The sequence below is a fragment of the Enterobacter cloacae complex sp. XAL002 genome (assembly GCF_049236805.1).
GTDB classification, from domain to species: Bacteria; Pseudomonadota; Gammaproteobacteria; order Enterobacterales; family Enterobacteriaceae; genus Enterobacter; species Enterobacter intestinihominis.
The window spans coordinates 33,186-46,093 of record NZ_JBMKJN010000034.1 but is presented as its reverse complement, the minus strand read 5'-3'; the positions used below and the strand labels follow the sequence as shown (position 1 = coordinate 46,093).

Annotated in this window: 12 protein-coding genes; 1 reads left to right on the top strand and 11 read right to left on the bottom strand. The window is 56.9% G+C overall.

Annotation, left to right across the window (positions count from 1 at the left end; translation table 11 throughout):
- Window positions 1-71 precede the first annotated feature (71 nt).
- Genes livF through livK form a run of 5 tightly spaced genes read right to left on the bottom strand, consistent with a single transcriptional unit; the run spans window position 72 to window position 4,907 of the window.
- Window positions 72-785 (bottom strand): high-affinity branched-chain amino acid ABC transporter ATP-binding protein LivF, encoded by a 714-nt coding sequence (gene livF / locus ACOT0L_RS22205; RefSeq protein WP_023298801.1) that lies wholly within the window; start codon window positions 783-785, stop codon window positions 72-74.
- Window position 786: 1 nt separating this feature from the next.
- Window positions 787-1,554 (bottom strand): high-affinity branched-chain amino acid ABC transporter ATP-binding protein LivG, encoded by a 768-nt coding sequence (gene livG, locus ACOT0L_RS22200; RefSeq protein ID WP_022649661.1) that lies wholly within the window; start codon window positions 1,552-1,554, stop codon window positions 787-789.
- Window positions 1,551-2,828, bottom strand: coding sequence for a high-affinity branched-chain amino acid ABC transporter permease LivM (locus ACOT0L_RS22195; protein ID WP_063135858.1), 1,278 nt, complete (start codon window positions 2,826-2,828; stop codon window positions 1,551-1,553). Before ACOT0L_RS22195 ends, livG begins: the two co-directional genes overlap by 4 nt.
- Entirely contained in the window at window positions 2,825-3,751 is a 927-nt protein-coding gene (gene livH, locus ACOT0L_RS22190; protein ID WP_022649662.1) for a high-affinity branched-chain amino acid ABC transporter permease LivH, read from the bottom strand. The genes ACOT0L_RS22195 and livH overlap by 4 nt, the downstream gene beginning before the upstream one ends.
- A gap of 46 nt (window positions 3,752-3,797) precedes the next feature.
- On the bottom strand, window positions 3,798-4,907 hold the full coding sequence (livK, locus tag ACOT0L_RS22185; RefSeq protein ID WP_022649663.1) for a high-affinity branched-chain amino acid ABC transporter substrate-binding protein LivK: 1,110 nt from the start codon (window positions 4,905-4,907) through the stop codon (window positions 3,798-3,800).
- A gap of 424 nt (window positions 4,908-5,331) precedes the next feature.
- Here livK and panM point away from each other — a divergent pair, with 424 nt between their 5' ends.
- Window positions 5,332-5,715 carry an aspartate 1-decarboxylase autocleavage activator PanM gene (panM, locus tag ACOT0L_RS22180; RefSeq protein ID WP_022649664.1) on the top strand — a complete coding sequence of 128 codons (384 nt, stop codon included), beginning with the start codon at window positions 5,332-5,334 and terminating at the stop codon, window positions 5,713-5,715.
- Window positions 5,716-5,877: 162 nt separating this feature from the next.
- Here panM and livJ read toward each other — a convergent pair whose 3' ends face one another.
- The 6 genes from livJ to ftsY all read right to left on the bottom strand — a co-directional run bounded on the left by livJ (window position 5,878) and on the right by ftsY (window position 12,862).
- A complete protein-coding gene (gene livJ / locus ACOT0L_RS22175) occupies window positions 5,878-6,978 on the bottom strand; it encodes a branched chain amino acid ABC transporter substrate-binding protein LivJ (protein ID WP_015571474.1) in 1,101 nt (366 codons plus the stop codon).
- 197 nt (window positions 6,979-7,175) lie between these two features.
- The gene (locus tag ACOT0L_RS22170) at window positions 7,176-8,441 is read right to left on the bottom strand and encodes a 4-aminobutyrate--2-oxoglutarate transaminase (RefSeq protein WP_126504257.1); all 1,266 of its coding nucleotides are present in this window, start codon (window positions 8,439-8,441) and stop codon (window positions 7,176-7,178) included.
- 136 nt (window positions 8,442-8,577) lie between these two features.
- Window positions 8,578-9,435: an RNA polymerase sigma factor RpoH gene (gene rpoH / locus ACOT0L_RS22165; RefSeq protein ID WP_000159624.1), complete on the bottom strand. Its 858-nt coding sequence runs from the start codon at window positions 9,433-9,435 to the stop codon at window positions 8,578-8,580.
- Between the two features lie 250 nt (window positions 9,436-9,685).
- Window positions 9,686-10,741: a permease-like cell division protein FtsX gene (gene ftsX, locus ACOT0L_RS22160; RefSeq protein ID WP_022649667.1), complete on the bottom strand. Its 1,056-nt coding sequence runs from the start codon at window positions 10,739-10,741 to the stop codon at window positions 9,686-9,688.
- Window positions 10,734-11,399 (bottom strand): cell division ATP-binding protein FtsE, encoded by a 666-nt coding sequence (ftsE, locus tag ACOT0L_RS22155; protein ID WP_006812284.1) that lies wholly within the window; start codon window positions 11,397-11,399, stop codon window positions 10,734-10,736. Before ftsE ends, ftsX begins: the two co-directional genes overlap by 8 nt.
- Before the next feature lie 2 nt (window positions 11,400-11,401).
- Window positions 11,402-12,862, bottom strand: coding sequence for a signal recognition particle-docking protein FtsY (gene ftsY, locus ACOT0L_RS22150; RefSeq protein WP_126504259.1), 1,461 nt, complete (start codon window positions 12,860-12,862; stop codon window positions 11,402-11,404).
- Window positions 12,863-12,908 lie beyond the last annotated feature (46 nt).

Below are 12,908 nucleotides of genomic sequence, written 5' to 3'. Positions count from 1 at the left end.
CTATGTTCCCGGTCTGATCTGTTACCTATGTATCCGGTCATACAGCAGCGCCACCGGGCGATACAGACGGCTTAGCCGCCCAAATACGCGCTCCGCACCGCTTCGTTCGCCAGCAGCGCATCGCCGGTATCGGAGAGCACCACGCGGCCGTTCTCCAGCACGTAGCCACGGTCAGCGAGCTTCAGCGCCTGGTTGGCGTTCTGCTCGACGAGGAAGATGGTCATCCCCTCTTTGCGCAGCTGCTCGATGGTGTCGAAAATCTGCTGAATGATGATAGGCGCCAGCCCGAGCGACGGTTCATCCAGCAGCAGCAGACGCGGCTGGCTCATCAGCGCGCGGCCAATCGCCAGCATCTGTTGCTCCCCGCCGGACATGGTGCCCGCGCGCTGAATTCGCCGCTCCCACAGGCGCGGGAAGAGTTCGTATACCCATTTGATGCGGGTCTGGTATTCATCCCGGTGGGCGAAGAAACCGCCCATCGCCAGGTTCTCTTCGACCGTCATGCGCGAGAACACGCGACGCCCTTCCGGGACGATCGCTACCGCTTCACGCATAATTTTAGCCGTCTGCCAGTCGGTAATATCTTTGCCGTCAAACACAATCCGCCCGCTGGTGGCGCGCGGATCGCCGCACAGGGTGCCGAGCAGCGTGGTTTTCCCCGCGCCGTTGGCGCCAATCAGGGTGACGATTTCGCCCTGATTGATATGCAGGCTGACGTCGTGCAGCGCCTGAATCTTACCGTAGTGCGCATTGACCTTGTCGAACGTTAACATCGCTTTTTCCATCTTATGCCTCACCAAGGTATGCGCGGATCACGTCCGGGTTGCTGCGGATCTCTTCCGGCGTGCCGTTTGCCAGCGGCGTGCCCTGGTTTACCACGTAGATACGGTCCGAAATGCCCATCACCAGCTTCATGTCGTGCTCAATCAGCAGGATGGTGGTGTCGTGATGATCGCGAAGCTCGGCAATCAGCTCGTCCAGCTCTTTGGTCTCTTTCGGGTTAAGGCCCGCCGCCGGTTCGTCGAGCATCAGGATCTCCGGCTGGGTCACCATGCAGCGCACGATCTCAAGGCGACGCTGGTCACCGTAGGCGAGGTTGCTCGCCTGACGGTTGGCGTGCTGGAGCAGGCCGATACGGTCGAGCCAGGTGGCGGCGCGATCGAGCGCCTCCTCCTGCGCGCGGCGGAAGGCCGGGGTTTTCAGCAGGCCGGAAAAGAGGCCGGTTTTGAGCTGCTGATGTTGCGCCACCAGCAGGTTCTCAATCACCGTCATCTCACGGAACAGACGCACGTGCTGGAAGGTACGCACCACGCCCATGCGGGCAATCTGCTGGCCCGGTAGCCCTTCGAGGTGCTGGTCGCGCAGCATGATGGTGCCACCTGTCGGCTTGTAAAAACCGGTCAGGCAGTTGAATACTGTGGTTTTCCCTGCGCCGTTCGGGCCAATCAGGGAGACAATCTCTTTCTTATGCAGATCCAGATTCACGTTGTTGACCGCCAGCAGGCCACCAAAACGCATCATCAGACCGTTAACGGATAATAATGGCTGACTCATGCCTGCTCTCCTTTCGCTTCCGCGCTCTTAAGCTTCAGCTGTGGACGCGTCATCGGCAGCAAGCCCTGCGGACGCCAGATCATCATCAGCACCATCAAGCCACCCAGCATCAGCATGCTGTATTCGTTAAAGTCGCGCATCAGCTCGCGCGAGACCACCAGCAGGATGGCCGCGAGGATCACGGCGAACTGGGAACCCATCCCGCCGAGCACCACAATCGCCAGCACGAAGGCCGATTCGGCAAAGGTGAACGATTCCGGGCTGACGAAGCCCTGACGCGCGGCAAACAGCGTTCCGGCGAAACCGGCAAACGCGGCGCTGATGGTAAACGCGGTCAGCTTGATACGGGTCGGATTCAGGCCCAGGGAACGGCAGGCGATCTCATCCTCACGCAGCGCTTCCCATGCGCGGCCCAGCGGCATGCGCAGCAGACGGTTGATCACAAACAGGGTAATCACCACCAGCAGCAGCGCCACCAGGTAGAGCCAGATCACGCGGTCGGACGGGTCGTATTTGATGCCAAAGAAGTTGCTGAAGGTATCCCAGCCGCCTTCGCGGGCGGTACGGCTGAACTCCAGGCCGAAGAAGGTCGGTTTCGGGATCTGGCTGATGCCGTTCGGACCGCCGGTCACTTCGGTATTGTTGAGCAGCAGGATACGGACGATTTCGCCGAAGCCTAAGGTCACAATCGCCAGGTAGTCACCGCGCAGGCGCAGCACCGGGAAGCCGAGCAGGAAGCCCGCGGCGGCAGAGACCAGCCCCGCCAGCGGCAAACAGGTCCAGAAGCCGAGGCCGTAATAATGGTTCAGCAGCGCGAAGGTGTACGCACCGATGGCGTAGAACCCGCCGTAGCCCAGCACCAGCAGGCCAGACAGCCCCACCACCACGTTCAGACCCAGTCCCAGAATCACGTAGATCATGGTCAGGGTGGCAATATCCACCGTCCCGCGCGATACCATAAACGGCCACGCCACGGCAGCCACCAGCAGCGCCACAAGGAACAGCTTCTGCTTCACGGTTGTACCGTCGATAGCGGGCAGCACGAATTTCGGCCCGGAGACGTTCTTCAGCGTCTTCTGGAAGACCGGGCGCAGCAGCTGGAACAGGAATACCACGGCGGTGCCGATAAACACCCACTGCCAGCGGATATCGGGGGCGGTATCCACCACCAGCTTCGTGCCGTCCAGCCCTAACTGGACGCCCATAAAGACGCCCGCCAGGACGAAGAACATGGCGGCAGAAAGCAGCGCCATCGCAAAATGCATCGGTTTCATACTTTCTCTACCTCCGGACGGCCCAGAATACCGGTAGGCATCACCAGCAGAACCAGAATCAGCAGGGCAAACGACACCACATCTTTATATTCGGTGCTCAGGTACGCCGAGGAGAGCGCTTCGGCCACGCCCAAAATCAGGCCGCCAATCATCGCGCCCGGAATGCTGCCGATACCGCCCAGTACCGCGGCGGTGAAGGCTTTCATCCCGGCCATAAAGCCGATGTACGGGTTGATTACGCCGTAGAACTGGCCGAGCAACACGCCCGCCACCGCCGCCATCGCTGCACCGATCACGAAGGTCAGGGCAATCACGCGGTCGGTGTTGATCCCGAGCAAGCTCGCCATCTTCAGGTCTTCCGCGCAGGCGCGGCAGGCGCGTCCCATGCGGGAGTAGCGGATGAAAACGGTCAGGGCCAGCATCGCCAGGAAGGTCACAATCCAGATAACCAGCTGCATGGTGGTGACAGAGGCAGAGAAGTTTTCGCTGGCCCCCACAATCCACTGGCCGTTAAACAGGCTTGGCAGCGCCACGTCACGCGAACCTTCTGTCAGGCTGACGTAGTTTTGCAGGAAGATGGACATACCGATGGCGGAGATCAGCGCAATAAGGCGCTTGGAGCTGCGCACCGGCCGGTAGGCCACCCGTTCGATGCTCCAGCCGTAGGCGCTGGCAATCACAATCGCGCCGACAAACCCGGCGGCCACCAGCAACCAGCTGCTGTCGATGCCCATCATCATCAACGCGGCGATGATCATAAAGGAGACGTAGCTACCGATCATGTACACCTCGCCGTGAGCGAAGTTGATCATGCCGATAATGCCGTAAACCATCGTGTAGCCGATGGCGATCAGCGCGTAGGTGCTTCCCAGCGTGACGCCGTTAAACATCTGCTGCAAAAAGTAGAGAAACTGCTCGGACATATGCAAACCTTTTTATATCCGCCCGGTAAACCGGGCGGTGGGATTATTATTTGGCGACCGAGGACGAACCGTCGGCGTGCCACTTAAAGACACCAAATTCAAATCCCTTCAGATCGCCTTTCTCATCCCAGTTCAGCGGCCCAATCACGGTGTTCGCCCCGTGTGCTTTTAAATCTTTCACCAGATCCAGCGGCTCTTTGCTGCCGGTGCGATCCATGGCCGTGGCCAGCGACTGCACGGCCGCGTAGGTGATCCAGACGTATGGGCCACTCGGATCTTTCTTCTGTGCCTTGAGCGCATCCACGATAGCTTTATTCGCCGGATCCTGGTCATAGCGTTTTGGCATCGTCACCAGCATGCCTTCGGCAGAATCGCCCGCGATGTTCGACAGGGAGGCATTACCGACGCCCTCAGGCCCCATAAACTGGGTTTTCAGACCGGTGGCGCGCGCCTGGCGCAACATCTGCCCCATTTCCGGGTAGTAGCCGCCGTAGTAAACGAAGTCGATATTCTCTTTTTGCAGGCGGGCGATCAGCGCGGAGAAGTCTTTCTCACCGGCGGTAATGCCGTCGAAGAAGACGATATTCGCCCCGCCTTTTTTCAGGCCGTCCTGTACGGAGCGCGCCAGGCCTTCACCGTACTGCTGTTTGTCATGAATGATGGCAATGCGCTGTGGCTTAACGGTTTCGAGGATGTATTTGGCGGCGGTTGGCCCCTGCGAGGAGTCCAGACCGGCGGTACGCATAATGTGCTGGTAACCGCGCTGGGTCAGTTCCGGGTTGGTGGCGCCCGGGGTGATCATCAGGATGCCTTCGTCTTCGTAGATATCAGACGCAGGCTGCGTGGAGGAGGAACACAGGTGCCCGATGACGTACTGGATACCGTCGTTAACGATTTTGTTAGCGACCGCGACGGCCTGTTTTGGATCGCAGGCGTCGTCATACTCCACGCCCACCAGCTTGTCGCCTTTGATGCCGCCTTTAGCATTGATATCTTTGATGGCCTGACGCGCGCCGTTGAACTCCATATCGCCCCACTGGGCAACGGGGCCGGACATCGCACCCACTACCGCAACTTTAATGTCGTCTGCCATAGCGGCATGCGAGATCGACAGTGCGACCATCCCCGCGATTAACGTCTTCGCGTTCCTTTTCATCTCAGAATCCCCATTCGTGAAGTGATGTTTATATTTTGTTTTATTATGGTTAAAAAGCATTCTGTACTTTTAATGAACAACGCTATTTTTACCAGTGCCTTTAATGGTTTAGCGCAGGTTTTTAACAAAAACCAGACTAATATCTCTATTTTTCAGGCGATTAAGCAAAGATAATATTCTGAAATCAGACGGAGATAAACAAATAAAAGCGCAGTTTGCAGCATAAAATAACGGTACAAAGCGCCGAATAAATCACTACCATTCAGGTTAAAATTCTGCTTATTTTTCGATCCATGTGTTTTCAAACTGCCCATCGCGTTGCCAAAAAACTAATCACCTGGTAAATGGGAAGAAAAAGAGAAAGTGCCTGAGCAATTAAATTGAGTACACTGGCCGTACTCTTTTTGATTTGGACAAGCAGCTAATGAAACTGACTATCGTGCGTCTGGTGACCTTTAGCGACCAGGATCATATCGACCTGGGCAAGATCTGGCCGGAATATTCTTCTTCATCGCTGGCCGTCGATGAGAACCACCGCATCTATGCCGCGCGCTTTAACGAGCGCCTGCTGGCCGCCGTCCGCGTAACGCTGAGCGGCACGGAAGGGGCGCTGGACTCCCTGCGCGTGCGCGACGTGACCCGTCGTCGCGGGGTCGGGCAGTATTTGATTGAAGAGGTGATCCGCGAAAACCCGAGCGTGACCTCCTGGTGGATGGCCGACGTGGGCGTGGAGGATCGCGGCGTAATGGCGGCGTTTATGCAGGCGTTAGGGTTTACGGCGCAGGCGAACGGGTGGGAGAAGCGCTAAAAGAAAGCCGGGTGGCGGCTGCGAGGTGCTCATTGTAGGCCCGGTAAGCGAAGCGCCACCGGGCAAAAGAGGGCTGAGCGGCCTGATGCCCTCACCCCGGCCCTCTCCCACGGGGAGAGGGAGAAAACATTAAAAAAGGCAACTTACGTTGCCTTTTTGCTTTTATTTGGCGTCTGTCGCCGTGCCGTTGGCATGCCAGTCAAACACGCCGAACTCGAAGCCCTTCAGGTCGCCCTTCTCATCCCAGGACAGCGGCCCCATCACGGTTTCTACCGAGTTCGCTTTCAGCCAGGTGGCAATCTCCGCCGGATCGGCTGACTGGTTCAGGCCCGCTTGCAGAGACTGCAACGCTGCGTAAGTGGTCCAGACGAACGCACCGCTTGGATCCTGTTTCTTCGCCTTGATGGCATCTACAACAGGTTTGTTCGCAGGCACCTGGTCGTAGTTTTTCGGTTTGGTCACCAGCAGCCCTTCAGCAGACTCACCCGCGATGTTAGACAGGGAAACGTTCGCCACGCCTTCTGGCCCCATGAACTGTGTCTTCAGACCCGCCGCACGCGCCTGACGCAGGATCTGCCCCATTTCCGGGTGGTAGCCGCCGTAATAAACGAAATCGATATTCTCTTTCTTCAGACGCGCTACCAGAGTCGAGAAGTCTTTCTCACCGGCGGTGATACCGTCAAAGAACACCACGTTGGCATTCGCTTTTTTCAGGTTATCCTGCACCGCACGGGCCAGGCCTTCGCCGTACTGCTGTTTGTCATGAACAATCGCGATGCGCTGCGGCTTCACTTTTTCCACGATGTATTTCGCGGCGGTTGGCCCCTGATCCGAGTCCAGACCGGTGGTACGCAGGATCAGCTTATAGCCGCGCGCGGTCAGCTCTGGTGCCGTCGCAGCCGGCGTGATCATCAGAATGCCTTCGTCTTCGTAGATGTCAGACGCGGGCTGGGTGGAAGAGGAGCACAGGTGACCGATAACGTATTTGATCCCGTCATTTACCACTTTGTTCGCCACCGCGACCGCCTGTTTCGGGTCACAGGCATCGTCATATTTTACGATTTGCAGCTTTTCGCCCTTGATGCCGCCCTTAGCATTAATGTCTGCAACCGCCTGTTCCGCGCCCGTAAATTCCTGGTCGCCGTACTGTGCTACCGGACCGGACATCGCGCCCACCACGGCCACTTTAATATCGGCCTGCGCCATTGTGCTGAATGCCAACGCGATACATCCTGCCAGTAACGCTTTACCCTTCATGTTCATCCTGAGATTCCCCATTATTATGGTTATAACGATTGTTGTGATGTTGTTGTGTAGCGCTTTATTTCAATTATAGGCGTGCTGTTCGCGCTTTTTCAGCATACTCTGCTAAAACATACCCCATTTTTATGATTTTGGAATAGCTAATTTGAAATGAAAATATGATAAGCCCGACTGTCATTTCAGCCGGGCTTTTGGCTTTATCGTGTCAGCGAGGCGGAAATAATATCCAGCGCTTTACGGAACTGCGCTTCGGGGATGGTGAGCGGGTAGAGGAAGCGGATAACGTTGCCGTAGACGCCGCAACTCAAAAGCAGCAGCCCTTCGTTCAACGCGCGCTCCTGAACCTGACGGGTAAATTCCGGCGACGGCTGTCCGGTTTGCGGATCGGTAAATTCCACCGCCACCATCGAGCCCTGCCCACGGATATCGGCGATCCAGGGACAGCCATCCTTCGCTTTATTCAGCACCTCGACAAGATGATGGCCGAGATGAGACGCGCGCGTGCAGAGATCTTCCTCGTCAATCACGTCCAGCACCGCATGGGCCGCCGCAATCGCCAGCGGGTTACCCGCGTAGGTGCCGCCCAGTCCGCCCGGAGCGGGCGCGTCCATCACCTCTGCCCGGCCAGAGACGGCAGAGAGCGGCATTCCGCCCGCCAGGCTTTTCGCCATGGTGATCAGATCGGGCTTCACGCAGTGGTTTTCCATGGAGAATAGCTTGCCGGTACGGGCGAAGCCGGTTTGCACTTCGTCGGCAATCAGTAAAATCCCGTGGGTATCGCACAGGGCACGCAGCGCCTGCATAAAATCAGCGCGCGCGACGTTGAATCCGCCCTCGCCCTGGACCGGTTCAATAATGACTGCCGCCACCTGATCGGGCGCGATATCGGCTTTGAAGATGCGCTCCAGGCTTTTTAACGCTTCGGCGGTACTGACGCCGTGCAGGCTGTTGGGGAATTGCGCGTGGTACACCGAGCCGGGGAACGGGCCGAAGCCGAGCTTATAGGGCGCCACTTTGCCGGTCAGCGCCATGGTCATAAAGGTACGGCCGTGGAACGCGCCGCCGAAGGTGATAAGGCCGGGACGTCTGGTGTACGCGCGGGCAATTTTCACCGCGTTTTCGACCGCTTCTGCACCGGTTGAGAAAAAGGCGGTTTTGGCTGGCCCCTCTATGGGTACGCGCTGGTTGATGCGCTCGGCAAGCGCCACATAACCTTCATAGGGGACGATCTGGTAAGCGGTATGGGTAAAGGCATGAAGCTGTTTTTCGATGGCGGCGATAACTTTAGGATGGCGATGCCCGGTATTCAGCACGGCGATCCCGGCGGCAAAATCAATATACTCGTTACCTTCTACATCCCACACCGTGGCGTTTTCGGCTTTATCGGCATAGAAGTTACACATGACGCCGATACCGCGCGGCGTCGCCTGTAAACGCCGGTCGTTCAGTTCGTTATTTTTCACCCTGTCACCCTCTGAAAGTCGCCTGCTTAGCGCATCAGTAAGTGTTTGCCAGGGGGAAGAAATTCGCCAGAGCGGGCGCTAAAAATACAAAACCCCCAGACTCTCATCCAGGGGTTCTCGGTGTACTTCGAGGAAATTACGCTTCGATAGCGGCGCGAAGTTTTTTCATGGCGTTCTTCTCAAGCTGACGCACACGTTCAGCGGAGACGCCGTAGCGGTCGGCCAGTTCCTGCAACGTGGACTTGTTATCTTCGTCCAGCCAGCGGGCACGGATGATATCCTGGCTACGCTCGTCGAGGCCTTCCATCGCGAAGGTCAGCTTGTTTGCCGCCTGGTCTTCCCAGTTATCCTCTTCAATGCCGTCAGCAAAGTTAGAGGTTTTATCCTGCAGATACAGGACCGGGGCCATCGGCTGGCTGTCGGAGGCATCGTCGTCGGCAGACATATCAAACGTCATGTCCTGCGCGGCCATACGGGATTCCATCTCGCGGACGTCTTTGCTGGAAACGCCCAGTTCGCGCGCCACCATTTCCACTTCATCCTGATTGAACCAGCCCAGACGCTGCTTGGTTTTACGCAGGTTGAAGAACAGTTTGCGCTGCGCTTTCGTCGTGGCGACTTTCACAATACGCCAGTTACGCAGGACGTATTCGTGAATTTCCGCTTTGATCCAGTGCACGGCGAAGGAGACGAGTCGCACACCCACTTCCGGGTTGAAGCGACGTACCGCCTTCATCAGGCCAATGTTACCTTCCTGAATCAGGTCCGCCTGCGGCAGGCCGTAGCCCGCATAATTACGAGCAACGTGAACAACAAAGCGCAGGTGAGACAGGATCAGCGTTTTAGCTGCTTCCAGATCGCCCTGGTAATGCAGCTTTTCAGCAAGCTCCTTTTCTTCCTCAGCCGTTAACATCGGCCAGGTGTTCGCAGCCCGGATGTAAGATTCCAGGTTACCAACAGGGGCTAAAGCTAAAGTTTGCATTTCTTTGGTCATTCATTCCTCTCAATGTTTCTTCTGGTCCAGGTTGTCCCCGTCAGGCAACAACCATGCCAAAGCGTTTGAGCAACGAGATTAGCATTCACTCTTTTATCAGACAGTGATTTTATCCACAAGTTCCAGGTGCAACAGTGAATAAATTACGCACAAAATGTGACATGAAGATGATTACAGGGGAAGAGACAACAGGGACGCTTTCCCTGCAAGCGAACATCTCGGTGCAGGGAAAGATTATATCACGCTTTTATTAGTCGGGAGTAAAGTGGCGTAAATGTTGAACCGTTGCCAGCCATGCCGCCACCCAGCCGATCATGGAGCAGACCAGCAGCAACAGCAGGCACTCATCGAACCCTAAGCCACTGATATCAAACTTCGTTCCAAAAACCTGCGCCACCTCGGTGACGGCAGACGACAGCCGCATCACCAAAATTTCTGACAAAATCAATGAAAGAAATGCACCAGAAAAACCTAATAACGCGCCGCCATAGAGGAACGGGCGGAGGATGAAACCATCCGTTGCGCCAATCAGTTTCTGCACGTTGATGGTATCGCGACGGGCGAAGATGCTCAGGCGCACGCTGTTACCGATGACGAGGAACACCGCCGCCACCATCAGCACGCCGATCATCGCCGATACGCGCCCCACCAGCCCGGTCAGGGCGGCAAGGCGGGCAAACCAGCTGTCGTCCATGCGCACTTCATCAATCCCATTGATGCGGGTAATGCGGTCGCGCAGGGTGTTGAGCGAATCGGTGCCCTGGAAATCGAGCTTCGGGATCACCACCGCCACGGCGGGCAGCGGGTTCTCTTCCAGCATATCCAGCGCGCCGCCGAACCCGGACCAGTTGCGGAACTCGCCCAGCGCTTCATCGCGGGAAAGATAGTTCACCTTCTCCACGCCCTGCTCGGCCTGAATCTGCCCCACTACCTGAGCCGCCGCGTTATCGTCGAGGGCTTTATCCAGATAAACGGTAATCTGCGGCGACGGATAGTACTGGGACGCCGCCTGGTTCACGTTTTTGTAAACCATGTAGCAGACGCTCGGCAGCGTCAGGGAGATGGCAATCACCATTACCGTCAGGAACGTCGCCAGCGGTTTGCTTTTTAGATCCTGCAACGCGCCCTGGAAGGCGTAGCGCACCTGTTCGTTGAAGACGTTGGTTTTACGGGAGTTCGGTTTCGGTGTCGCTTTGGCACGCTTAGGCGCATGGCGATTGCCGTCCCCGCCGCCCTGAGGCTTGCGGAAACGGTCAAACCGGTTGCTGAACTGCCGAATCTGGTTCATTGCATCACGCTTATTCACCGTGGCCTCCGTGCAAATGCCCGTCGCTCAGGGTCAGCATGCGGTACGAACGGCGTGAGATAAGCCCCATGTCGTGCGTCGCCATCAGTACCGTGACCCCCACGCGGTTAAATTCCTCAAACAGACGCAGGATCCCTTCAGAGAGGGCATCGTCCAGGTTACCGGTCGGTTCATCCGCCAGCAAGACGGCAGGCTTGTTCACCACCGCACGGGCGATGCCCACGCGCTGCTGCTCACCGCCGGAGAGCTGGATCGGGAAGTTCTTCGCTTTGTCCAGCAGCCCGACCTTATCCAGCGCCGCCGAAACGCGACGGCGGATATCATCGTAACTGGCGCCGGCAATAATCAGCGGGATCGCGACGTTATCGAAAACCGTGCGATCCATCAGCAGGTGGTGATCCTGGAAAATCATGCCAATCTGACGACGCAGGAACGGCACTTCACGGTTCTTAAGACGGCTAATTTCATGGCCGCTGAACCAGATTTTCCCGGCACTTGGCCGCTCGATCCCACAGATCAGCTTGAGCAGGGTACTTTTCCCCGCGCCGGAATGGCCGGTCAGGAATGCCATCTCGCCTGGCTGGAGGTGGAATGTTACTCCCTGCAGCGCTTGTCTCCCGCCGAGATAGGCCTTGCTGACGTGTTCAAAGCGAATCATTGTTAGTCCTCTCGGGCAAATAGTGCCTCAATAAAGTCGTCCGCTTTAAACGGACGTAAATCCTCAATACGCTCGCCCACACCGATATAACGGATAGGAATGCCGAACTGGTCGGCCACGGAGAAGATCACCCCGCCTTTCGCGGTGCCGTCCAGCTTGGTCAGCGTGATCCCGGTCAGTCCTACCGCTTCATTGAACAGCTTCGCCTGGCTGATGGCGTTCTGTCCGGTGCTGGCGTCGATAGTCAGCATAATTTCATGCGGTGCATCTTCGTCCAGCTTCTTCATGACGCGAACGATTTTCTTCAGCTCTTCCATCAGGTGCGATTTGTTCTGCAAACGCCCTGCGGTATCTGCAATCAGCACGTCCACGTTACGCGACTTCGCCGCCTGGATGGCATCGAAAATCACGGACGCGGAATCCGCGCCGGTGTGCTGGGCAATGACCGGAATATTGTTGCGCTGGCCCCACACCTGGAGCTGTTCCACCGCTGCCGCACGGAAGGTATCGCCCGCCGCCAGCATCACCGATTTGCCCTGCTGCTCAAACTGGCGCGCCAGCTTGCCGATGGTGGTGGTTTTACCCACGCCGTTGACGCCAACCATCAGAATAACAAAGGGCGTTTTGCCTTCAATATTAAGCGGTTCGTCAACTTTTGCGAGAATTTCACCCATCTCGTCTTTCAGCAGGCCGTACAGCGCCTCGGCGTCACGCAGCTGTTTGCGGTTCGCCCCTTCGGTCAGGTTGGCGATGATTTTCCGGGTGGTTTCCACGCCCACGTCCGCAATCAGCAGTTGCTCTTCCAGCTCCTCAAACAGATCGTCGTCGATCTTCTTGCCGCGGAACAGACTGATAAATCCGGAACCTAAGTTTTCTTTGGTTTTGAGCAGGCTGCGCTTCAGGCGCGCGAAGAAACCTTCTTTGGTCGGTTTTTCCTGCTCCTGAACGATCTCTTCTTCGGCCTGCTCTTCCACCGGCACGACGATGACCGCTTCTTCAGCCGCTTCCGCCGCCAGCGCCTGGGCCTCCAGCTCTTCGTCGGTCAGCTCTGGCTCAAGGGCCGCTTCTTCTTCCACTGCCTCAACAATTTCAACGGTTTCCGCTTCGGCCTGCCACTCTTCGGCAGAAACCTCTTCAGCTTTCACCTCTTCCGGCAGCGGCAGCGCTTCGTGTTCGATAGCGGCCTGCGGCGCTTCGGTAAGGGTTTCAACGATAACCGGCTCTGGTTTTTCGCTCTCCTGAACCTGTTCGGTAACCTCAACCACCTCTTCGGCAAAGGATTCAATCTCTTTTTTGCTGTGGGCTGGCTCTTCCGCTTCGACAACCGCAGCGGTTTCGACAGGCGTTTCAGGCTGTGACTGCTCTTCTACAACCTGCTGTTCTTCGGTTTTCTGTTCTGTTTCTTGCTCTTTTTCACCGAAACCCAACCAGGAAAAGAAGCCACGTTTTTTTTGTTTTGCCATCTGCGACTACACTCCTCGCGGCGCTATATACAGGGAAGCTAAAAAA

Coding starts and splice junctions, on each gene's coding strand:
- livF (WP_023298801.1), bottom strand. CDS start 785: ATGGAAAAAGCGATGTTAACGTTCGACAAGGTCAATGCGCACTACGGT.
- livG (WP_022649661.1), bottom strand. CDS start 1,554: ATGAGTCAGCCATTATTATCCGTTAACGGTCTGATGATGCGTTTTGGT.
- ACOT0L_RS22195 (WP_063135858.1), bottom strand. CDS start 2,828: ATGAAACCGATGCATTTTGCGATGGCGCTGCTTTCTGCCGCCATGTTC.
- livH (WP_022649662.1), bottom strand. CDS start 3,751: ATGTCCGAGCAGTTTCTCTACTTTTTGCAGCAGATGTTTAACGGCGTC.
- livK (WP_022649663.1), bottom strand. CDS start 4,907: ATGAAAAGGAACGCGAAGACGTTAATCGCGGGGATGGTCGCACTGTCG.
- panM (WP_022649664.1), top strand. CDS start 5,332: ATGAAACTGACTATCGTGCGTCTGGTGACCTTTAGCGACCAGGATCAT.
- livJ (WP_015571474.1), bottom strand. CDS start 6,978: ATGAACATGAAGGGTAAAGCGTTACTGGCAGGATGTATCGCGTTGGCA.
- rpoH (WP_000159624.1), bottom strand. CDS start 9,435: ATGACCAAAGAAATGCAAACTTTAGCTTTAGCCCCTGTTGGTAACCTG.
- ftsE (WP_006812284.1), bottom strand. CDS start 11,399: ATGATTCGCTTTGAACACGTCAGCAAGGCCTATCTCGGCGGGAGACAA.
- ftsY (WP_126504259.1), bottom strand. CDS start 12,862: ATGGCAAAACAAAAAAAACGTGGCTTCTTTTCCTGGTTGGGTTTCGGT.